The organism is Streptomyces sp. NPDC001604 (assembly GCF_042893475.1).
GTDB lineage: Bacteria > Actinomycetota > Actinomycetes > Streptomycetales > Streptomycetaceae > Streptomyces.
Genome location: NZ_JBIAUY010000005.1, coordinates 451,337 through 471,554, shown reverse-complemented (window position 1 = coordinate 471,554; position 20,218 = coordinate 451,337). Strand labels below are relative to the sequence as shown.

At 71.3% G+C, this 20,218-nt stretch carries 18 protein-coding genes and 1 riboswitch; of the genes, 9 read left to right on the top strand and 9 right to left on the bottom strand.

Annotated features, from left to right (window positions below; genetic code table 11):
* Positions 1-6 precede the first annotated feature (6 nt).
* Positions 7-1,788: a GMC family oxidoreductase N-terminal domain-containing protein gene (locus ACFY1E_RS18105; RefSeq protein WP_389076828.1), complete on the top strand. Its 1,782-nt coding sequence runs from the start codon at positions 7-9 to the stop codon at positions 1,786-1,788.
* A 71-nt stretch (positions 1,789-1,859) separates the two neighbouring features.
* Here the strand turns inward: ACFY1E_RS18105 and ACFY1E_RS18100 are convergent, their stop codons facing one another.
* Positions 1,860-2,846 carry an LPXTG cell wall anchor domain-containing protein gene (locus tag ACFY1E_RS18100; protein WP_389076825.1) on the bottom strand — a complete coding sequence of 329 codons (987 nt, stop codon included), beginning with the start codon at positions 2,844-2,846 and terminating at the stop codon, positions 1,860-1,862.
* Positions 2,847-3,149: 303 nt separating this feature from the next.
* On the opposite strand from ACFY1E_RS18100, the gene ACFY1E_RS18095 reads away from it, so the two are divergent.
* Positions 3,150-4,280: a hypothetical protein gene (locus ACFY1E_RS18095; protein WP_389076823.1), complete on the top strand. Its 1,131-nt coding sequence runs from the start codon at positions 3,150-3,152 to the stop codon at positions 4,278-4,280.
* 586 nt (positions 4,281-4,866) lie between these two features.
* Here the strand turns inward: ACFY1E_RS18095 and ACFY1E_RS18090 are convergent.
* Positions 4,867-5,169, bottom strand: a complete 303-nt coding sequence (locus tag ACFY1E_RS18090) for a chorismate mutase (protein WP_389076821.1) — start codon at positions 5,167-5,169, stop codon at positions 4,867-4,869.
* A gap of 446 nt (positions 5,170-5,615) precedes the next feature.
* Here ACFY1E_RS18090 and guaA point away from each other — a divergent pair, with 446 nt between their 5' ends.
* Positions 5,616-7,196, top strand: a complete 1,581-nt coding sequence (gene guaA / locus ACFY1E_RS18085) for a glutamine-hydrolyzing GMP synthase (protein WP_389076819.1) — start codon at positions 5,616-5,618, stop codon at positions 7,194-7,196.
* Positions 7,197-7,215: 19 nt separating this feature from the next.
* Here the strand turns inward: guaA and ACFY1E_RS18080 are convergent, their stop codons facing one another.
* On the bottom strand, positions 7,216-7,689 hold the full coding sequence (locus ACFY1E_RS18080) for a pyridoxamine 5'-phosphate oxidase family protein (protein ID WP_389076816.1): 474 nt from the start codon (positions 7,687-7,689) through the stop codon (positions 7,216-7,218).
* 240 nt (positions 7,690-7,929) lie between these two features.
* On the opposite strand from ACFY1E_RS18080, the gene ACFY1E_RS18075 reads away from it, so the two are divergent.
* Entirely contained in the window at positions 7,930-8,739 is an 810-nt protein-coding gene (locus ACFY1E_RS18075) for a class II aldolase/adducin family protein (protein ID WP_389076814.1), read from the top strand.
* Here ACFY1E_RS18075 and ACFY1E_RS18070 read toward each other — a convergent pair.
* Positions 8,736-9,620 (bottom strand): DUF4429 domain-containing protein, encoded by an 885-nt coding sequence (locus tag ACFY1E_RS18070; protein ID WP_389076811.1) that lies wholly within the window; start codon positions 9,618-9,620, stop codon positions 8,736-8,738. The two genes, ACFY1E_RS18075 and ACFY1E_RS18070, sit on opposite strands and share 4 nt — an antisense overlap.
* A 186-nt stretch (positions 9,621-9,806) precedes the next feature.
* On the opposite strand from ACFY1E_RS18070, the gene ACFY1E_RS18065 reads away from it, so the two are divergent.
* On the top strand, positions 9,807-11,096 hold the full coding sequence (locus tag ACFY1E_RS18065) for a hypothetical protein (protein WP_389076809.1): 1,290 nt from the start codon (positions 9,807-9,809) through the stop codon (positions 11,094-11,096).
* Positions 11,097-11,259: 163 nt separating this feature from the next.
* Positions 11,260-11,790 carry a DoxX family protein gene (locus tag ACFY1E_RS18060; RefSeq protein ID WP_389076806.1) on the top strand — a complete coding sequence of 177 codons (531 nt, stop codon included), beginning with the start codon at positions 11,260-11,262 and terminating at the stop codon, positions 11,788-11,790.
* Between the two features lie 56 nt (positions 11,791-11,846).
* Here ACFY1E_RS18060 and ACFY1E_RS18055 read toward each other — a convergent pair whose 3' ends face one another.
* Both ACFY1E_RS18055 and ACFY1E_RS18050 read right to left on the bottom strand, forming a co-directional pair.
* Positions 11,847-12,095 (bottom strand): hypothetical protein, encoded by a 249-nt coding sequence (locus ACFY1E_RS18055; protein WP_389076804.1) that lies wholly within the window; start codon positions 12,093-12,095, stop codon positions 11,847-11,849.
* Positions 12,082-13,533: a PspC domain-containing protein gene (locus tag ACFY1E_RS18050; protein WP_389076802.1), complete on the bottom strand. Its 1,452-nt coding sequence runs from the start codon at positions 13,531-13,533 to the stop codon at positions 12,082-12,084. Before ACFY1E_RS18050 ends, ACFY1E_RS18055 begins: the two co-directional genes overlap by 14 nt.
* A gap of 179 nt (positions 13,534-13,712) precedes the next feature.
* Between ACFY1E_RS18050 and ACFY1E_RS18045 the strand changes: the two genes are divergently transcribed.
* On the top strand, positions 13,713-15,002 hold the full coding sequence (locus ACFY1E_RS18045; protein WP_389076799.1) for a PspC domain-containing protein: 1,290 nt from the start codon (positions 13,713-13,715) through the stop codon (positions 15,000-15,002).
* On the top strand, positions 15,002-15,727 hold the full coding sequence (locus ACFY1E_RS18040; protein WP_389076796.1) for a LuxR C-terminal-related transcriptional regulator: 726 nt from the start codon (positions 15,002-15,004) through the stop codon (positions 15,725-15,727). Before ACFY1E_RS18045 ends, ACFY1E_RS18040 begins: the two co-directional genes overlap by 1 nt.
* A gap of 17 nt (positions 15,728-15,744) precedes the next feature.
* Here the strand turns inward: ACFY1E_RS18040 and ACFY1E_RS18035 are convergent, their stop codons facing one another.
* Positions 15,745-16,806 carry an NlpC/P60 family protein gene (locus ACFY1E_RS18035; protein ID WP_389076794.1) on the bottom strand — a complete coding sequence of 354 codons (1,062 nt, stop codon included), beginning with the start codon at positions 16,804-16,806 and terminating at the stop codon, positions 15,745-15,747.
* Between the two features lie 414 nt (positions 16,807-17,220).
* On the opposite strand from ACFY1E_RS18035, the gene ACFY1E_RS18030 reads away from it, so the two are divergent.
* Positions 17,221-17,574: a hypothetical protein gene (locus ACFY1E_RS18030; protein ID WP_389076791.1), complete on the top strand. Its 354-nt coding sequence runs from the start codon at positions 17,221-17,223 to the stop codon at positions 17,572-17,574.
* On the opposite strand, the gene ACFY1E_RS18025 is transcribed toward ACFY1E_RS18030, so the two are convergent.
* Positions 17,552-18,526, bottom strand: a complete 975-nt coding sequence (locus tag ACFY1E_RS18025; protein ID WP_389076789.1) for a tellurite resistance/C4-dicarboxylate transporter family protein — start codon at positions 18,524-18,526, stop codon at positions 17,552-17,554. The genes ACFY1E_RS18030 and ACFY1E_RS18025 overlap by 23 nt on opposite strands.
* Before the next feature lie 99 nt (positions 18,527-18,625).
* A complete protein-coding gene (locus ACFY1E_RS18020; RefSeq protein WP_389076787.1) occupies positions 18,626-19,780 on the bottom strand; it encodes an NlpC/P60 family protein in 1,155 nt (384 codons plus the stop codon).
* Between the two features lie 8 nt (positions 19,781-19,788).
* Positions 19,789-19,959: riboswitch (cyclic di-AMP (ydaO/yuaA leader) on the bottom strand.
* Positions 19,960-20,218 lie beyond the last annotated feature (259 nt).

The window sequence follows — 20,218 nt, the reverse complement described above, 5'->3', positions numbered from 1 at the left end:
GAGCACGTGTCACAGGACACCTACGACTACGACGTCATCGTCGTCGGCTCCGGCTTCGGCGGTTCCGTCACCGCCCTTCGCCTCACCGAGAAGGGCTACCGCGTAGGTGTCCTGGAGGCCGGCCGCCGCTTCACCCGGGAGTCCCTCCCCAAGAACTCCTGGGACCTCAGGAACTACCTCTGGGCGCCGAAACTCGGGATGTACGGCATCCAGCGCATCCACCTGCTGGGCAACGTCATGGTCCTGGCCGGCGCGGGCGTCGGCGGCGGCTCCCTCAACTACGCCAACACCCTCTACGTACCGCCGAAGCCGTTCTTCGAGGACCCCCAGTGGCGTGACATCACGGACTGGCAGGAGGAGCTGAAGCCGTACTACGACCAGGCCCAGCGCATGCTCGGCGTACGGCTGAACCCGACGATGACCCCGTCCGACGTCCATCTGAAGGCCGCGGCGGAGCGGATGGGCGTCGGCGACACCTTCCACATGGCACCGGTCGGCGTGTTCTTCGGCGACGGGAAGGACGCGGACGGGAAGGCGAAGGCGGCGCCCGGCGGGCAGGTCGACGACCCCTACTTCGGCGGCGCGGGCCCGGCCCGCAGGGCGTGCACCGAGTGCGGCGAGTGCATGACCGGCTGCCGGCACGGCGCGAAGAACACCCTCAACGAGAACTACCTCCACCTCGCCGAGAAGGCGGGCGCGGTCGTGCACCCGATGACCACGGTCGTGTCGATCACGGACGACTCGCAGGGCGGCTACGCGGTGGCGACCCTCCCGACCGACGACCGCCGCAAGTCGTCGAAGGGCCGCACCTTCAAGGCCCGCAGAGTGGTCCTGGCCGCCGGCACCTACGGCACCCAGACCCTGCTGCACCGCATGAAGGCGGGCGGTCAACTCCCGTACATCTCGGACAGGTTGGGTGAGCTGACCCGTACGAACTCCGAGGCGCTGGTCGGCGCGCAGACCGACAACCGCCGTTACCGCAAGGCGACCGGCCAACCGAAGGTCGACTTCACCAGGGGAGTCGCCATCACCTCGTCCATCCACCCGGACGAGAACACCCACATCGAGCCGGTCCGCTACGGCAAGGGCTCCAACTCGATGGGCAGCCTGTCCATCCTGCAGGTGCCGTACGCGGAGGGCTCGTCGAGGGTCATGGGCTGGCTCGCCAACGCGGCCCGCCACCCCGTCCTGGTGCTGCGCTCCCTCTCCAACCGCCGCTGGTCGGAGAAGACCATCATCGGCCTGGTGATGCAGTCGCTGGACAACTCCCTGACGACGTACCTCAAGCCGGACGGCGTCGGCAAGGGCCTGCTCACCGCCCGCCAGGGCCACGGCGCCCCCAACCCCAAGCAGATCAGGGCCGCTTCGGAGGGCGCCTCGGCGATCGCCGCCGACATCAACGGCTTCGCGGGCTCGAACGTCGGCGAACTCATGGGCACGCCCCTCACCGCCCACTTCCTCGGCGGCTGCCCGATCGGCAGCTCGCGCGAGACCGGCGTGATCGACCCGTACCACCGCCTCTACGGCCACCCCGGCATCTCCGTGGTGGACGGCGCGGCGGTCTCGGCCAACCTCGGTGTGAACCCGTCCCTCACCATCACCGCCCAGGCCGAGCGCGCGATGTCGTACTGGCCCAACAAGGGCGAGGAGGACCCGCGTCCGGCCCAGGGAGCGGCGTACGAACGCCTGAAGCCGGTGGAGCCCAAGGCCCCCGCGGTCCCGGCGGACGCCTTCGGTGCACTGAAGCTGCCGTTCCTGGGAATGCCGGCCATGCCGCCGAAGAAGTAACCGCTCAGACACGGCGAAGGACCCGCACCCCCCTCCGAGTGCGGGTCCTTCTTTCCTGCAGTGAGCTGTTGTTACGCGCCCGCGCCGGCCCGACGGCGACGCACCGCGAACACCGCACCGGCACCGGCGACGACGGCGACACCGCCGACGAGGCCGATCACGGGCAGGGCGGAACTCGAACCGGTCGCAGCGAGGCTGCCGGTGACCTTCGGGGTGTCGCTGGACGGCTTCGTGTCCGTGACCGGAGCCTCGCCGCCTTCCTGCGGCTTGGTGCCGGACGTGTCCGTGCCGCCGGACACGATCTGGAACTTGTAGGCGACGTCGCCGTAGCCGGTGCACTTGCCGTCGCTGTCGCCGTAGATCGTGGCGCCGAGCGAGAAGCCGGCGCCCACCGGGGCGGACGAGGTGACGTTGACCCGGAGCGGGATGTCGATCTCGTAGTCGGGCTTCAGCTCGTCGGCGTAGCCGACGTAGCCGACCGCGTAACCGCCCTCGTCGAGGTCCTCCCAGACCTTGTCGTCCGGGTTCCACGCCTGGAGCCGGACCTGCTTGCTCTTGAACAGGTCCTCGCCGTTCTTGTCGGGGGAGGCCCCCGCGAAGAAGTCGAGGTCGTTCAGCGTGGAGTCGGAGTTGTTGAGGACGTTCAGCGAGAACTTGTGCCAGCCGCTGCCCGCCGCGATCTTGCCCGGCAGACCGGTGATGCTGACGTCGACCTTGGAGTCCTTGCACTCGTCGACCGGTCCGTCGGAGGGCGACGGGTCCTCGCTCGGCTCGGCCGACGTGGAGGACGTGGGCTTGCCCGACTCGCTCGCGGGGGCGCTCGTGGCCGGCGCCGAGCTGGACGCCGGGGCGCTCGCCGTGGCCGTGTCGGTCGGCCGGCCGGTGTCCGTCGCCGTCGCCGTGGCCGTGTCGCTCGGCGTCTCGGTGGGGGTCTCGGACACGGTCTCGGTGGCGCCTGCCGGCGTCTCGTCCGCAAAGGCGGCGGGCGCGGACAGCAGCGCGAGGGGCGCGAGGACCGCGGTGGCGGCCGCAACGCCCATGGCACGACGAAGCTTCATGACAACCTCAAGGGAGTCCAGTCCAATGGGAGGGCTCCGCGTGTGGGGCGCGGGTGTGGCCCTTGGTTCGCATGGTTGGATCCGTGAAGCCTGTGAATGGTTGCGCAGGCATTAACCGAATTCTTATGTGGCCTACGTCACTCGCTCCCGGCAGGCGGCAGTTCACGAAGCCGCCGTTCCTCACGCAAGCCGGGTCACGTACGCTCTGCTGCTCGACAGGCGATGCACATGACAGCCGCCGACGAGCAACCTCGATGAGCCCCTGAGAACCCCGAAGAGCCCTGACAGAAAGGCGTCCGCGTCGTGGCCGACAGATCGTCCCCAGAGCGGAGTTCCGGCTCCGGCGAGGAGCCCTCCGTCCCCGACGACGTGTGGGACAAGTTCCTCAAGGACACCGAGGCGGAGCTCGCTGCCGCCCCCAAGGAGCCCTCCGCCCGCGCCCGCATGGTCACCGAGCGGCTGCGGCAGCAGGACGCGCGCGGCGAGAGCCCGGAGACCTGGCGCGCTCCGGCCCACCCCGAACGGCGCCGCCGCGTCTGGCCGGTGCTCGGCGTCCTGCTCGCCGTCGCCGTGGCCGTCGTGGCCGTGAAGCCGTCGGTCCTCCCCGGCGACCCCTTCGGCACGAAGGACCACGCGGGCCCCTCCGCCTCCCCGCTCCCGGCGGAGACCGCGGCCCCCACCGCCCCGCCCTCCCCGGCGGACTCCGAAACCCCCTCCTTCGCCCGGCCGTTCGCCGGCTCCCCGGCCGAGCGCTGGGCCGACGGTGCGGCGGGCATCGTCCTGCCGAAGGCGACCCGTGTCGGCACGCTCTCGAAGGCCCAGGTCGAGCAGGTCCTGCAGCAGACCCGAACCCTCCTGGTCGCCGCAAACCTCGACCCGGCCACCCTGCGCGGCGAACGCCCCGCCGCCGCGCTGGGCGTGATCGAACCGCGGCAGACGGAGCTCCTCGCACGGCTCGACACGGCCTTGAGCAAACCGGACGAGAAGCACGACCCGCTGTCCATGTTCAGCCGCTTCGACCCGGCGGAGATCAGGCTCGTCGGCGACGTGATCAAGACCCGCGGCCGCATCACCTTCAAGGCCGGCGAACAGTCCTCCGTCGCCGTGCACGCGGACTACACCTTCGTCTACCCGGTCGCCCGCGCCGGCGGCTCGAAGGAGGTCACCCGCACCATCGTGCGCCGCGTCCTCGACATCCAGATGTCCGACCCGGTCCGCTACAAGGTCACCCCCGGCAAGATCACCATTCGCCGCTACGACCGCGACATCGGCAACTCCGCCTGTGACGTCTACGACGGCTATCTGCACCCGGCGTTCACGTCGGACACCGCGACCGGCGCCCCTCCCACGGGCCCGACGACGGACCCGTACGACCGCAGCAAGGGCATCGACGAGGGCCTCACGAAGGGCTGCGGGACGGTGTCCAGGGTCTGACCGGTGCCCGAGGCCTGACCGGTGCACGGTGGTCCGGCCGGTGCACGGACATGCGAAGGGCCCCGCGGGCTTGGGCCGCGGGGCCCTTCTCCGTCAGCACCGACGTCAGGGCAGCGCCGGTGCCTGGGAGCGGCGCCGGGGGGTTGCGCCGCTTGTCCTGTGTGCCCTGGGTCGCCGCCCCGGCGCATTCGGGGCGCGCGGATGGTCTCGACCTCTGACGGTACGGAAGTGCAGGCAATGCAGTGGTCTGCGGCGGGACTTGGGGGCTTTCTACGCATCGTGCTGGATGGACGGGGCGTACGCAACCGTTTGACCCAGGGTTGTGCATTTTTGCATTTTCCGAACGGTCGGCCCCGGGCGTCCCCGGGGCCGACCGTTTACTTGGGTGACCGGGCTGCTGTCCCCTGCCGTCCGGTCACAACCCTGGAGTGAGGTCCCACGACGTTCGGCACGACCCGCACGTCTCATCACTCCAGCAAGCCACGCGTGGTTCTTTCGGGCCCGCCCCTGGCTGGCACGGACACCACCACCAACGAAGGGGCTCGCCGGGCGGTCACGCGCCGTACGGGTTAAAGGGGCTGCGAACTCAGATGCGACCGCGGCACAGTTCGAGCATCGTCATCGCGAGGGACGTACCGGGCTTGCCGAGGGCCTCGCTGTAGTGGCCGAGGACCTCCAACTCGCGGGACAGGTTCACGCGCCGCCCGCCGGAGGCGATGCGGGCCTCCTGGATGACGGCGGAGACGGCCATCCGTTCCTGGATCAGGCCGATGATCCGGTCGTCGAGAGCGTCGATGCGCTCCCGCGCGCCGGTGATCACGTCGGCGGCCTCGGCGGTACGGGCGCCGGTCTTCTCGGCCACGTTCTTCTCAGCTGCGGTGGCGGTCATGTCGGGGGCTCCTCATCGGTGGGTGGGATGCGGTGCCCCGGAGCGGCAGGACCCGGAAACGACAGGCGCCCCGGGCCTTGTCGGCCCGGGGCGCCTGGGAAGTCGCTTGTCAGTAGCTCAAGCAGCACGACCGTGGCAGCCGGCGGGCCGGTTGCCATAGGTAAAGAGGAAGGTCGGGTGCGTGAGCATGGGGCCAGTATGCCCGGCCGCACGATCCGGTCCAACCTGGTTCGCATCGTGAGACCCGGGGGAACCGATCTCAGCGAGGGTCCGGCATCCCAGCGCCGGGTCCGGCAACTCCAGCCCGTCCGGCCTTCGAGGAGGAGGCCGTTCAGGCCGAAGCGGGGGTCTGGGGGCGCAGCCCCCAGCAGACGGCGAGGTCACCACGCGGCCACCCCGGTAGACTCGGCAAGTAAAGACCCCGCCCAACCGCCGGAAGGCACCCCGTGTCATCAGCGACCCCCGCTGCCGCCGCTCCCGACACCGTCCTGGTCGTCGACTTCGGCGCGCAGTACGCCCAGCTCATCGCCCGTCGCGTCCGCGAGGCCCGGGTCTACAGCGAGATCGTGCCGAGCACCATGCCGGTCGCGGAGATGCTCGCCAAGAACCCGGCGGCGATCATCCTCTCCGGCGGCCCCTCGTCGGTCTACGCGGAGGGCGCCCCGCGCCTCGACCGCGAGATCTTCGACTCCGGCGTCCCCGTCTTCGGCATGTGCTACGGCTTCCAGCTGATGGCCACGACCCTCGGCGGCACCGTCGACAACACCGGCGCCCGCGAGTACGGCCGTACTCCGCTGCACGTCTCCAAGACCGGCTCCACCCTCTTCGAGGGCACCCCGGACGAGCAGTCGGTGTGGATGTCGCACGGCGACGCCTGCTCCGCTGCCCCCGAGGGCTTCACCGTCACGGCCTCCACGGACGTCGTCCCGGTCGCCGCCTTCGAGAACGACGAGAAGAAGCTCTACGGCGTCCAGTACCACCCGGAGGTCATGCACTCGACGCACGGCCAGCAGGTCCTGGAGCACTTCCTGTACCGGGGCGCGGGCCTGACCCCCTCCTGGACCACCGGGAACGTCATCGAGGAGCAGGTCGCAGCGATCCGCGAGCAGGTCGGCGACAAGCGCGCCATCTGCGGTCTGTCCGGCGGCGTCGACTCCGCCGTGGCGGCAGCGCTCGTACAGAAGGCCATCGGATCCCAGCTGACCTGCGTGTACGTCGACCACGGCCTGATGCGCAAGGGCGAGACCGAGCAGGTCGAGAAGGACTTCGTGGCCGCGACCGGCGTCCAGCTGAAGGTCGTCGACGCGGAGGAGCGGTTCCTCAAGGCGCTCGCCGGGGTCTCCGACCCCGAGGAGAAGCGGAAGATCATCGGCCGCGAGTTCATCCGGGTCTTCGAGCAGGCCCAGGCGGAGATCATCGCGGACGAGGGCCCGGCGGTGGAGTTCCTGGTCCAGGGCACCCTCTACCCGGACGTGGTCGAGTCCGGCGGTGGCACCGGCACCGCCAACATCAAGTCCCACCACAACGTCGGCGGCCTCCCCGAGGACCTCGAGTTCCAGCTGATCGAGCCGCTGCGCAAGCTGTTCAAGGACGAGGTCCGGATGGTCGGCCAGGAGCTGGGCCTGCCGGAGGAGATCGTCCAGCGCCAGCCCTTCCCGGGCCCCGGCCTCGGCATCCGTATCGTCGGCGAGGTCACCAAGGAGCGTCTGGACCTGCTGCGCGAGGCCGACGCCATCGCCCGCGAGGAACTGACCGCGGCCGGCCTGGACCGCGACATCTGGCAGTGCCCGGTGGTCCTGCTCGCCGACGTCCGCTCGGTCGGCGTCCAGGGTGACGGCCGGACCTACGGCCACCCGATCGTCCTGCGCCCGGTCTCCTCCGAGGACGCCATGACGGCGGACTGGTCGCGCCTGCCGTACGACGTCCTCGCGAAGATCTCGACCCGGATCACGAACGAGGTCGCGGACGTCAACCGGGTCGTCCTCGACGTGACGTCGAAGCCGCCGGGCACCATCGAGTGGGAGTAGGCCCCTGCGGGGATCGGGCTCAGGTGCGCTTGATCGTGCGCAGGGGTTCACCGGGCTTCCAGACCTGGACGACGAGGTACTTGTCGTCCTTCACGTAGGTCCTCACGACCTCGGTCAGCTCGGTACGGAAGAGGTGGAACGGCTCCGGCGGTTCCACCTCTTTGCTGTACGCCGCCTTCGCCGCGCCGTCCTCGACGCCGATCGCCCGCCCGCCGATCCGCACGTCACCACCGCCCATCCCGGTCCCCGGCCCCGGGTTCGCCTGGAGCGCGAAGCGGGGGTCGCGGTTCAGGTCGAGGGCCTTGAGCGAGCCCGGCATCATCCCGAGCCACAGTTCACCGTCGAGAAAACGGACCTCCAGGCCGGTGGTGCGCGGGGAGCCGTCCTTGCGGAGAGTGGCGAGGACATGGTGGGTGAAGGTGCCGAAGCGTTCCTCGACGGTCCGGGCCAGTTCCGGTTCGGCGGCGACGAAAGCCGCCCAGTTCGCTGTCATAGGGCGAGTGTGACGCCGATACCCGACACCTTCTGTCGGGTATTCGCGGGGCGCGGCCCGCGTGGACGGGGGCGCGGGCCCGCGTGAATGGGGGCGCGGGCCCGCGTGAATGGGGGCGCGGGCCTCCGTCCACGCGCCCTCGCAACGGCTGCGCGCGTCATCTTTACAGAACATCTCTGTTCTCCTGGGCTGACCGACGGTAACTTCCGCCCCGTACAGCAACCCAGTGCTGGAGGACACATGCACGGGACCCCCGGGACCGGGCCCACTCCGCCGCCCGCCCTTCCCAGCGACCGGCTGCGGTTCGCGATGCCGCCGATGCACGACTCGGTCGACGACGAGCGCCGGCATCGCAAGGAACGGCTCGCGGGCGCGCTGCGGATCTTCGGGCGGCTCGGCTTCGAGGACGGCGTGTCGGGGCACATCACCGCGCGCGACCCCGAGTACAGCGACTGCTTCTGGGTCAACCCGTTCGGAATGCCGTTCAAGCACGTCACCGTGAGCGACCTGGTGCTCGCCAACTCGGACGGGCAGGTGATCGAGGGGCGCTACCACGTCAACCAGGCCGCCTTCACCGTCCACGCCCAGGTCCACGCGGCCCGCCCGGACGTGGTGGCCGTCGCCCACTGCCACTCGGTGCACGGCCGCGCCCTGTCCGCGCTCGGCGACCTCCTGGACCCCATCACCCAGGAGAGCTGCGCCTTCTACGAGGACCACGCCCTCTACGACGCCTACACCGGTGTCGCCGTCGACGCCGAGGAGGGCCGCCGTATCGCCACCGCGCTCGGTACCCGCAAGGCGCTCGTGCTGCGCAACCACGGGCTGCTGACGGTCGGGGACTCGGTGGACGCGGCGGCCTGGTGGTTCCTGTCCATGGAACGCTCCGCCCAGGTGCAGCTCACCGCCAAGGCCGCCGGACGCCCCTTGCTCATCGACCACAGGGCGGCGGTGGCGACCCGCGAGCAGCTCGGCGGCGACCTGGTGGCATGGATCAACTACCAGCCGCTGTGGCAGGACATCAGCCGCAGCGAACCCGATCTGCTCAGCTAGAAGCCTCGCAGTACCGCCGCCTTGGTCATCGCGAACTCCTCGTCCGTGAGCACCCCGTCCCGGTGCAGCTCGCCCAACTCCCGCAGCCGCCGTAGGAGTACGTCGTGGTGGTCGGCCGCGGGCGGCACGGCTGCTGTCGGCGGCCGTCGCTGTGCCTGCTCGCCGCCGCCCCGGGTGGACGGATGCGGCAGCCGCGCGGTGATCGCGGTGGCGACGAGCGCGGTGAGCAGGTCACGGCGGGCGCTGCCCCACAGGTCCAGGGCGTACGGGTCCTTCTCCGGCGGCAGCTTGGAGAACACCGTCTCGCGGGTCACGAAGCGCAGGAAGCCGTCCTCGTAACCGGAGTTGGGCAGCCACTCGACCTGCACGAGGTCCCCGACGGCGATGATCCGCGGCCCGGTCGCCCGCTTCACCCGGTCGGAGGTGTCGGCCCAGTCGATGCGCACCTGGGTGCCGTCGAAGGAGACGGTGCCGTCGGAGGACCGCACCGACACCGGGACGGGCGGCCCCGGCAGCAGATACGCCTTGGTCGGCTCCTTGGGGATCTGGTCGAGCAGGAGGGCCCGGCGGATCTCCTCGGCCACGTACTCGGCGACCCCGGCCCGGTCGACGTCCACCACCAGCCGGTACGGGTCGGCCGGATCCGGCAGCCGACCGCCGGTCGCCTGGAGCAGCGGATCGGCGCCCTCGCGCAGCCGTATCCGCAGCCGTCCGCGCTTGCGCTCCGGTTCGAAGACCACGCCCGCGACGGCTTCGAGGGGCACCGCGACCTCCCCGTACGTCTGCCGGAAGAGCGGCACGGAGCGGTGGAGACCCGGCGTGATCCTGACCGTGGTGCCGTCGAAGGCCCAGGTCCCGTCCCGCTGGATGATCTCGGCCATAGGGAAATTCTCGCAGCAGGGTCAACACGACGGCCCCACTTCACCCCGGGCTGACCAGACCTGGCGGGCGGGGGTGGCATGGCGTAGGGCACAATTCGCTGTCATCACACGGGTGTTGCAGGGCGGCGGCCGACTGCCGGACAGGGCCGCCGGCCGTAGACGTTGCGGGGAAGGCGGGCGGCGGGCGTGGCGGTGCAGGAGGCGAGAGGCGGCGCGGACGCGGGCGCCCGCAGAGGTGCGCACGGCGGTGGCTGCACCTGCGGGGACTGCCCGCACGGGGCGCGCGAGGGGCACCGGCGCGCGGTCGCCGAATTCCTGCTGATGCGCGACGGTTTCGCGGCCGGGAAGGGGCTGCCCGCCGCGGTGGCGCACTCGGCCTCGGCCTCCCGCCAGTGGGTCTCGGAGGAGCTCACCCAGTCCGCGGAACTCGTCGCCGAACGCGGTCGCGCCGAGGGCGAGGCCTGGCTGGCCCGGCTGTGGCGGCGGACGGTGTGTGCGGTGTGGGCCCTGGTGGTGCTGTTGCTGCTGGTGCAGTCGCTCACGGCGATCGGCGCAGGCTGGACCGCGGCACGCACGGCGGGCCTCCTCGCGGCTGTGGTCGTGGGCGGGGTACTGACCGCCGCGTCCTGGTTCCACCGGGCGCGCGGCGGTGTGCTGGCTCCCGTCGTCGGCGAGGACAACCGCCTGTCCACCTCCCGCACGGTGGCGGCGGCCTGGGTGCTGTTCGTGGCCTACGCCGTGCTGCTGCTGGCCGGCCGCCTCGCCGCGGCCTCCGACCACGCGGAGCGCGACGCCGTGATCTCCGGTCTCGAACTCGCCCGCGGCGCCGGTGTCGTCACCGTCCTCGCCGTGGTCTGCGGCATCGCGGTGCTGGTACGGCGCGTGGTGGGGCTGCGGGTCCTCGGCCAGCGGCTGCAGAAGGTACGGGCGGACCGGCCCCGGGCGGCCGACCTGCTGACCGACGACTCGGGGCGGGGCACCTTCGCCGACATCCAGTACGTCGTGATCAGCACCGTCGCCGTCCTGTTCGCCGCGGTACGGCTGGCCCGCCGCCCGGACCAGCTGCCGGACCTTCCGTGGGGTCTCGCGGTGGTGGTGCTGGTGTCGGCGGCGACCTATGTGGCCGGCAAGTACGCGGAGGGCGGCCGCCCGGTGATCCTCTCCGTGGTGCGCGCCCGGGAGGCCGGCGACCTCGACGCCCCGATCCGCACGGGCGACGACATCGAGATCCGCGGCGCGGGCTTCGTCCCGCCGGGCGCCCAGGGCGCCGACCGGCTGACCCGGATGGTGGTCCGCATCGGCACGGTGAACGTCCATGTGCCCCTCGTCCCGGTGACCGGCGGCTTCAGCAACCCGACGGACACGGCACTGACCGTGCCCGTGCCGGCGGAGGTGGAACCCGGGAGGGTCGAGGTGCAAGTGGTCACGGCAGCTGGGGTGGAGACGAACAGATACGCGATCGACGTGACGGACTGAACCGATCCCGATGGACCGAACCGATCCTGACGGGCTGAATGGGACACCCCCTCTCCACGCGGGGCACGGGCACTGAAATCGGCACGAACACATTGAGCGCATCGTCCTCGACGTACGTATCGTCTTGTGAGGGTCCCGGCACCGCGGGCGAGAGGCGACAGCGATGACTCACGGCATACGCAGCGAAGCGCACACCCCGTACCTCGACGGCGACCGGAGCCGGCGCGATTTCGCCGCCCGATACGCCCTCCTTCCGCTCCGCGTCTTCCTCGGCGTCACCTTCATCTACGCCGGGCTGGACAAGCTCACCGACAGCGCGTTCATGAAGGGCTCCGGTTCCGGGTCCATCGGCGACATGATGCGCAACGTCCGCGACTCCTCCGCCATCCCGGCCATGGTCGACATGGCCCTGAAGAACCCGGTGGGCTTCGGGTACGCCATCGCCCTGGGCGAGTTGGCGGTCGGCATCGGCACCCTGATCGGCCTGTTCGCCCGCCTGGCAGCGCTCGGCGGCGCACTCATCTCCCTCAGCCTGTGGCTGACCGTGAGCTGGGCCTCCGACCCGTACTACTACGGCAACGACCTCGCCTACCTGATGGCCTGGCTCCCCCTCGTCCTCGCGGGCGCCGCCACGTTCTCCCTGGACGCCGCACTCCGCGCACGGCGCAGGCAACGGGCGGCCGGTTACCGGTAGCTCCTGGTCGGCGGGGGCCACCGGTGGCGAACCCTGGGGGCACGACCCGGGTTTGGTCAGGTTCCCGGAGCATTCAGCTGTGCCTCACTCGTGCCCTTTCCGGACACTGCCGTCCTGCGCCGCCGTATGCCCCGGGCCACTGCTCCCGTTACTCCGGCCAGACAGAGGCCGCCCGTGACGACCGGGATCACCTCGAACCACGGTGTCTCCCACAGGCCGGCCGCGTCACCGGCGTAGAGGGCGCCCGCGAGGGCGAGGAAGACGCCTGCGACCAGCTTCCCCGGCTGGAACTCATGACGCAGCACGGCTCACCTCCGCCTGTCCGAGGCCGACCTGGAGCCCGAGATCGAGCGTGCCGGTGTTCCTGCCGCCCGAGACCGGCGACAGGGTCACCTCCTTGTGCCTGCCCGGCTCCACGTCCACGTCTCCCGGCTTGTCGCCCGGCATCTGGATGTCGCCCACCCCCACGTCGATGCTCAGCTTCACGGTCACGTCCTTCGGCACGATCACCTTCAGCTGGCCCAGACCGACGTCGGCTCTCGTGTTCACCGTCTCTCCCTTGGCCGGGTGCAGCCGGCTCAGGTCCAGGGTGCCGACCCCGCTGCCGACCTCGTACTTCCCCTGCACGTCGGCCACCGTGGCCGGCTGCCAGGTCGTGCGTGTCCAGTGTGTGCCGACGTCCTTGGGCAGGGCCGCCGAGCCGGCGAGCAGGGCCGCCGTGATGAGGGCGAGAAAGACCGAGCCGGCGCCCGTGCGCCCCAGGAAGGCGCTGACCGCGATGCCCAGACCGAGGACCAGGAGCGCGCAGGACAGCCCGGTCTGCAGGCTGGTGCCGAGCGTATGGTCGTCCCAGGTCAGCCCGGTGCCGAGGCCGCCCGCGAGCAGGGCCAGCAGGAAGACCCAGCCGCCGATCCAGCGGGGGCCGCGCGGTCTGGGTGCCGCAGGGCGCGGTGTGCGGATGTCCGCGCGGTCGGTCCAGGACGTGCCGAGGCTGATGTTGACCGCCGCCGCGATGTCCCGCTCGCGGGAGTCCCGGGGGCCCCACAGATAGCCGGTGCCGCCGACGTGCGTGCCGTCCTTGACGATGGGGTCGCGCCACCAGGAGGGATAGGTGACCATGACCGGCGGCGCCTGGGCCTCCGGCGGAGCGTCGGCCACGGCCTGCGCGGCCAGCGGGTCGGGGTCGGGGGCGCCGCGCTGCCGTGACCAGTAACCGGCGCCCGCGAGGAGCAGGGAGAGGACGACGGCGAAGGCCAGCACCCCGCCGTTCTTCAGCAAGGTCAGGAACACCCCGCAGCCGACCAGCGCGAACATCACCGCGGTCAGCGCCTGGCCGTCGACGCGGCCGGTCAGCAGCTTGCGGACCTCGTTCTCCTCCTCGTCCTCGTACGGGATGAGGAGCCAGGCGAAGCCGTAGAAGAGCAGGCCGATGCCGCCGGTCGCGGAGAGCACGGCGAGGGTGATCCGGAAGATCACCGGATCCATGTCGCACTGCCGCCCGAGCCCGGCGCAGACCCCGGCGAGCACCTTGTACCGGCGGTCGCGGCGGAACCTGTGGGGAGCCTCGGTGCCCTCCGCGCCCGCGACCCCCTCTTCCTGCGCGCCCGCGCCCGCACCGGGCCCAGCCCCGGCGGCGGGTGCGGCATCCGCGGCGGGCGCGGCGTCCTGCGGCCCGGCGCCCGGAGCGGGGCGCGGGCCGGAGCCGGGCCCGGGACCCGTCGCGGCGCGCTCGTGATCTGTCATGTGTCCATGGTGACGGCCGAGCCGCTCGGACGGGAGTCGGTACGACCCTGGCCGGACCCTGATATCGCCCCTGAGCCGGCGACCGGGAACCGTTCGACCGGGCCCGGGTTCGAAGATCAGGGGTGTCTCGGGGGTCGACCCTGATGCCCCTGCCCGCCGACCCTGCGAGTATCGATGGCATGCCGGAAGCCGCTGCAGCGCCACTCGTCGAACCGCGGCCGCCGCGCAAGCTCTACCGCAGCAGCGACGGACGCTGGCTCGGTGGCGTGGCGCGGGGGCTCGCCGGGCATCTCGGGCTGCCGGTCATCTGGGTGCGCCTGGTGTTCGTGGGCCTGTTCATGGCGGACGGCCTGGGCGCGCTGCTGTATGCCGCGTTCTGGTTCTTCGTGCCGCTCGGCGTCGGTGGCGTCGGCGGCCAGAAACCCCCTTCGCTGGTCACCACCGAAACCTCGCCGGACGGCCGTCGCAGACTCGTCGCCCGCAAGCCGGACAAGGGCCAGATCGTCGCCCTGCTCCTCATGGTCGTCGTGGCCCTGGTCTTCGTGGGCAATGTGAAGGTGGGCGGCGGAGCCAAGGCCTACCTCTGGCCCGCCGTCCTCGTCGGCGCGGGCGTCGCCCTCGTCTGGCGCCAGGCGGACAACGCCCGCCGGGCCCGCTGGGTCGAGGTCGGCAGCCGCCGGCGCACGCTCACCCTGCTGCGCGCGGCAGGCGGTGTCCTCCTCGTCACCGCCGGCGTCTCCGGCATCTTCGTGCTCCAGGGCTCCGCCGCCCACCTCGGCTCCGTCCTGCAGGCGGCCCTCGCGGTCCTCGTCGGGATAACGCTCCTCGCGGGGCCCTATCTCGTCCGTATGACCCAGGACCTCTCCGAGGAGCGCCTGATGCGCATCCGCGCGCAGGAGCGCGCCGAGGTCGCCGCCCATGTCCACGACTCCGTGCTGCACACCCTGACCCTGATCCAGCGCAACGCGGAGAACGCGAACGAGGTGCGCCGCCTGGCCCGCGCCCAGGAGCGCGACCTGCGCACCTGGCTCTACAAGCCCGAGGGCACCGGCAAGGACGAGGCCGACGAACCCACCGACCTGGCCGACGCGGTGCGCCGCAACGCCGCGGAGGTGGAGGACAAGCACGGCGTCCCCATAGAGGTCGTCATCGTCGGCGACTGCCCGCTCGACGAGAGGATCGGCGCGCAGATGCAGGCCGCGCGCGAGGCGATGGTGAACGCCGCCAAGTACGGTGGCGAGGGCGGCGCCGTACAGGTCTACGCCGAAGTCGAGGGAAAGACCGTCTTCGTGTCGGTCCGGGACCGCGGCCCCGGCTTCGACCTGGACTCGATACCCGCCGACCGCATGGGCGTCAGAGAATCGATCATCGGCCGCATGGAGCGCCACGGCGGTACGGCGCGGCTGCGCGCGGTGCCGGACGGCGGCACGGAGGTCGAGCTGGAGATGGAGAGGGCGGAGAAGACGTGATGAGCGACCCGACCGAGGGGAACGCGGAGCCTGTGGAGCCGGCGGCCGGCGGTGGCGCGGGCGAACGGCACGTGCGTGTGGTCCTCGTCGACGACCACCGTATGTTCCGTACGGGAGTCCAGGCCGAGATCGGCCAGACCGAGCAGACCGGAGTCGAGGTCGTCGGTGAGGCCGCGGACGTCGACCAGGCGGTCACGGTCATCACCGCGACCCGCCCCGAGGTGGTCCTCCTCGACGTGCACCTCCCGGGCGGCGGTGGCGTCGAAGTCCTGCGCCGCTGCGCCGCGTTGATGGCGGACGCCGAGCAGCCGGTCCGATTCCTCGCGCTGTCCGTGTCGGACGCGGCGGAGGACGTGATCGGAGTGATCCGGGGCGGCGCCCGCGGCTACGTCACCAAGACGATCACCGGCACGGACCTCGTCAACTCCATCTTCCGCGTGCAGGAGGGCGACGCCGTCTTCTCCCCGCGTCTGGCGGGCTTCGTCCTCGACGCGTTCGCCTCCACCGACGCCCCGCCGGTCGACGAGGACCTCGACCGTCTCACCCAGCGCGAGCGGGAGGTGCTGCGTCTGATCGCCCGGGGGTATGCGTACAAGGAGATCGCCAAGCAGTTGTTCATCTCCGTGAAGACGGTCGAGTCCCATGTCTCGGCGGTCCTGCGGAAGTTGCAGTTGTCGAACCGGCACGAACTGACGCGGTGGGCTACGGCGCGACGGCTGGTCTGAGGGCGTCCGTCCGAAGCTCACACCACGCGTGTGGCGCCCGCGAACGGCATCTCGTCGACCGGCGCGATCTTCACGGGCTCCGACGGATTCGGGGCGTGGATCATCATGCCGTTGCCGACGTAGATGCCGACGTGGCTGATGCCGGAGTAGAAGAACACCAGGTCGCCCGGGGCCAGTTCGGAGCGGGATACGCGGCGGCCGGCGTCGATCTGGGCATACGTCGTGCGGGGCAGGGAGATGCCCGCGGAGCGGTAGGCGGCCTGGACGAGGCCCGAGCAGTCGAAGGCGTCCGGGCCGGTCGCGCCCCACACATAGGGGCTGCCGAGCTTGGAGTACGCATACGAGAGGGCCGCCGCGGCACGGGAGTCGGGCGCCTCGGCGGTCGCCGTTCCCAGGGGCACAAGGCCGTCCCGGGCACCCGTGGCGGACCGTGAGGCGCGGTTGCCGCCGTCCCCGAGCCGGGCGCGCTCGGCGGCCGACAACCGGGACACCAGGCGCCGCGCCGCATCCAGCTTCCCGGTGATCGTCTTCTCGTCCCGCTTCAGCTCCGCCTGCCGCGACCTGAGCCCGGCCAGCTCGATGCGGGCGGCCCCGCGCAACTGCTCGATCTCCCGCAGCTGTTGGCGTACGTCCGCCACGGCCGCTGCCTGCCGGGTGCCCGCCCGGTCGACGAACTCGGCGCCCTCGAGATAGTGGTCGGGGTCGTCCGACAGCGCGAGTTGCAGTGCCGGGTCGAGACCGCCGCCCCGGTACTGCGCCGCGGCGATCGAACCCAGCTCGTCCCGCGCCGAGTTGAGCCGGTCCGTCTTGCGCGCCGCCTCGTCCCGCAGCGCCGACAGCCGCCGCTCGGCGGCGTCGGCCTGCTCCTTCGCCCCGTCGTACTTCTCGGTGGCGGCCTCCGCCTCCTGGTACAGCTTGTCCACCTCCGCCCTGACCTGCGTCGGCGTCAGGTCCGGCTCGGCGTGCCCGGTCCCGTCGAAGCCCGTCGCGGTCGCCGCGCCCGCCACGGCGATCGTGAACGCCGTCCGGGCCGGACTGCCGCTGAGCGAGCGCCGACTGGGCTTTCGGTGCGCTGCCACGTGGACTGCCCGTCCTTTCGTAGGACCCCCCGTTCCGGGGCGGCTTACGCGTCCGGCGGCGGCCCGCACAGGGGGAGCGGGCCGCCGCCGGACCTTCTCGGCGGTGGTGGCCGACTGCCGCCCCTGGCCCGGGCGGCGGTGGGGAGCCGGTCACCTGGTGGAGGACGCTAAACCTGTCTGTGTCGGCCCGGTAACGGGATGTGCGGAAGTGCCCCGGACGGATCGCCGGGTGACCGTATGCGGCCGTGATCCAGGACTCGCACCGTCGACTTCACGCAGTGCGCTGACCGATGTGACGGTTCCGGGACCCGTACGGATGACGGGGTGCTATGGGCCGCATATATGCAGGATCCACCGATGAAGGCCGGGGGCGGTGTCCGGCGCCCCGTGCGCCCCTGTTTAAGCTCCGGCCTCATGGACGTACTCATCCATCTCTTCGTCGGCCTGCACATCGTCGGCATCGCCGCGCTCCTCGGCGGCTTCCTCACCCAGATGAAGGCGATGGGCCGCGGCGAGGCCCGTTTCGTCCCGGGGATGCTGCACGGTGCGCTGACGATGCTGGTCACGGGCGCGATCCTGGTCGGCCTCAACCAGGCCGACGACCATCACGTCAACAACATCAAGATCGGGATCAAGCTGGCCCTGCTGATCGTGATCCTCGGCCTGGTCTATGTGAAGCGGGACGAGGAGAAGATCGACAAGAGCCTGTTCGGGCTGGTGGGCCTGCTCACCACGGCGAACATCTTCATCGCGGTGCTGTGGACCTGATGCCGGCGCGGGCCGCGGCGACGGCCCCCGCGGCAACGGCCAGCCACGCCGCCACCGCGATCCACAGCAGCACCTCCCCGGGCCGCCTCAGCCACGGGGCGTCGAGGGCGGCGGCGACGGACAGTACGGCCGTCGCCGTCATCCCCATCGGGAAAACGGTCGCCCAGCGCCGCACGTCGTAGCCGCGCCGCGGCCGGACCGCCTCGGCGACGAGCAGTACGGCGTACCAGGCCAGGTCGAGCACGAGCAGCGCCACGGTGACGGCGCGCAGGACACCGCGGTCGTCGTCGTCCCACAGGTACAGGCGCGCGCTGTCCGCCGCGACGAGCTTCGATCCGGCGAGTGCCGAGATGGCGAGCGCGCCGCCCGCCACCCACTGGTCGCCCAGCCCTTCCGTCACCTGTCGCAGATCGAACAGGGCCAGCACGCAGCCGTAGAGGACGAGGCCGAGCCAGAACAGCGCGAGCGCCGCGTGCGCGAGCCATGCCGTCGCCTCGACCTCGGCGAGCGTGGCGCCGAGCACCGCGAGCCCCTGCGTGGCCACGCAGCACAGGAACACCGCGCCGGGCATGTGACGCCGCCAGTGCCGTGCGACCTGCACCAGCAGCAGCGGCCACAGCACGGCCGCCAGCGCGAGCAGGGCCTCGGCGAGGGTCTGCCGTCCGAGGGCGGAGAACCGGGTGCCGAGGACTGCGGTCGCCGCGACGGCGTTCAGCGCCCCCGGCGTCCCCGCCTCCGCCCGCCACCTCTCCGGTTCCCGCACCAGCCGGACGCCGAAGCCCGCCGCAAGCACCGCCCAGGAGACACAGGCCAGCCCCAGGGCGATCCGCGACAGCACCTCGTGCCCCGTCAGATGCAGTCCGAGCGTGACACTGCCGGTCGCCATCACGGCGGCCCCGGCCGCCGGCGAACGCTGCGCCCACCGGGCGCGGAGGAAGGTCGGGCCGGACATGGGGCCGATGCTAAGGAGTGCGGCTCGGGTTGAGGGCGGGCCACGCGCGCGTGCATCACAAACTGCCCCGCACGCGCGCGTGCCCTGCCCTCTGGTGCCTCAGGCAGGCCGTACCACGCTGTGGATGATCGATTCGCCGCCGTAGTAGATCGACTCCTCGCGGACGTACGCGCCGGGCTTCGGGGCGTGGATCATCATGCCGTTGCCGATGTAGATGCCGACGTGGCTGATGTCGTCGTAGAAGAAGATCAGGTCGCCGGGCCGGGCGTCGGCCAGCGAGACCGTGGTGCCGGCGTTGACCTGGTCGTAGGTGGTACGGGGGAGGTCGACGCCGGCGGCCTTCCATGCGGCCTGGGTGAGGCCGGAGCAGTCGTAGGACTCGGGGCCGGTGGCGCCCCAGACGTACGGTTTGCCGATCTGCGCGCGGGCGAAGGCGAGCGCCTTCTCGGCCTTGGTGGCGTACGAGGAGTCGCCGGCGGAGGTGGATCCCGCGCCCGAGGTGGAGCCGCCGTCCTGGGCCGCGGCCTCTTCCTTGGCCTTCTCCGCCGCCGCCTGCTGCTTCGCCAGCTCAGCAGCCTTACGGGCCGCCGCCTCCTGCTGCTGCTTCTGGATCGCCGCGAGCCGCGCCTTCTCCTCGGCGGTCAGCTTCGACAGCAACTCGCGCGCGTCGGAGAGCTTCTTCTGCACCGCGGACTTGGCGGTCTGCAGGTCGCTCTGTGTCGCGGTCAGCGTCTCGAGGCTCCTGGAGGCCTCCTGGCGCTTCTTCATCGTCGCGGACTGCTCGGTGAAGTACTCGTCGACCGCGCTCTTCTGACGGGAGGTCAGCCGCCCCATCAGCTGCGTCTGGTCGAAGTAGTCCTGCGGAGAGTCCGCGAGCAGGAAGGTCGCCGTGTCGGGTGCGGCGGCTCCGGTCCGGTACTGGGCCGCGGCGAAGGAGCCGAGCCGGTCCCGCTCCTCGTTGAGCTTCTGCATGCGCTTGGCGACGTCGTCGAGGAGGGTGTCGACGTTCTTGCGCTGCTTGGTGGTCTTCTCTTTGGCCGCGTTGTACTTCTCGGTGGCCGACTCCGCCTGGCGGTAGAGGTCGTCGACCTTCTTCTCGACCTCTTCGAGGCTGGGCTTGCCGTCGGCGGCGGGGGCGGCGTTCGCCGACTGGGACAGCAGGGCCACCGAGGTGAGGGCGGCCGTGGCGAGGGCGGGGGTGCGTATGCCTGCTACGCGCGTACCCGCGGGGCGCGACTTGCGGTGCGACGCCAAGGGAGGCGACTCCTTCCATGCTCCGCCTACCGAGTTAGCTGTCGGGTTCGGGCGGGTGGTTCGGAAGGGTTGCCCTACGGTCCGTGCCCCGAAAGGGAGGAGACCGATTCACCCCAAGGTCGGTGTGGGTCCCCGGCTCCGGATGCGCGGCGGCGCCCCGGACTCGGCGGAGGCCGCGCGGCCCGGCGACGTTCGCCGGTGGGGGTCGTGCGGCCTGCCGGAACGGTAGCCAACTCGTGTGGCCCCTGTGAAGGTTGATGTTCGATATGCCCGATACATTTTCGTGACCTTCGGTCAGCGGGTCGCACGTGGTCGGCAATCCGGGAGGATTCGATCACGGTCCGTGACGGCACGGTTCTGGAGAGCGAGAGGACGCCTGGCGGCCAGGTCTGGAAGAATCGGGGATTCTGCGGCCGTGGAGGCCCAGGGGAGCCCGAG

What these genes read in the sequence shown, in the direction of transcription:
- ACFY1E_RS18100 (WP_389076825.1), bottom strand. Translation starts at nt 2,846, where the DNA reads ATGAAGCTTCGTCGTGCCATGGGCGTTGCGGCCGCCACCGCGGTCCTC.
- ACFY1E_RS18090 (WP_389076821.1), bottom strand. Translation starts at nt 5,169, where the DNA reads ATGACCGCCACCGCAGCTGAGAAGAACGTGGCCGAGAAGACCGGCGCC.
- ACFY1E_RS18080 (WP_389076816.1), bottom strand. Translation starts at nt 7,689, where the DNA reads ATGACAGCGAACTGGGCGGCTTTCGTCGCCGCCGAACCGGAACTGGCC.
- ACFY1E_RS18075 (WP_389076814.1), top strand. Translation starts at nt 7,930, where the DNA reads ATGCACGGGACCCCCGGGACCGGGCCCACTCCGCCGCCCGCCCTTCCC.
- ACFY1E_RS18070 (WP_389076811.1), bottom strand. Translation starts at nt 9,620, where the DNA reads ATGGCCGAGATCATCCAGCGGGACGGGACCTGGGCCTTCGACGGCACC.
- ACFY1E_RS18060 (WP_389076806.1), top strand. Translation starts at nt 11,260, where the DNA reads ATGACTCACGGCATACGCAGCGAAGCGCACACCCCGTACCTCGACGGC.
- ACFY1E_RS18050 (WP_389076802.1), bottom strand. Translation starts at nt 13,533, where the DNA reads ATGACAGATCACGAGCGCGCCGCGACGGGTCCCGGGCCCGGCTCCGGC.
- ACFY1E_RS18045 (WP_389076799.1), top strand. Translation starts at nt 13,713, where the DNA reads ATGCCGGAAGCCGCTGCAGCGCCACTCGTCGAACCGCGGCCGCCGCGC.
- ACFY1E_RS18040 (WP_389076796.1), top strand. Translation starts at nt 15,002, where the DNA reads ATGAGCGACCCGACCGAGGGGAACGCGGAGCCTGTGGAGCCGGCGGCC.
- ACFY1E_RS18030 (WP_389076791.1), top strand. Translation starts at nt 17,221, where the DNA reads ATGGACGTACTCATCCATCTCTTCGTCGGCCTGCACATCGTCGGCATC.
- ACFY1E_RS18025 (WP_389076789.1), bottom strand. Translation starts at nt 18,526, where the DNA reads ATGTCCGGCCCGACCTTCCTCCGCGCCCGGTGGGCGCAGCGTTCGCCG.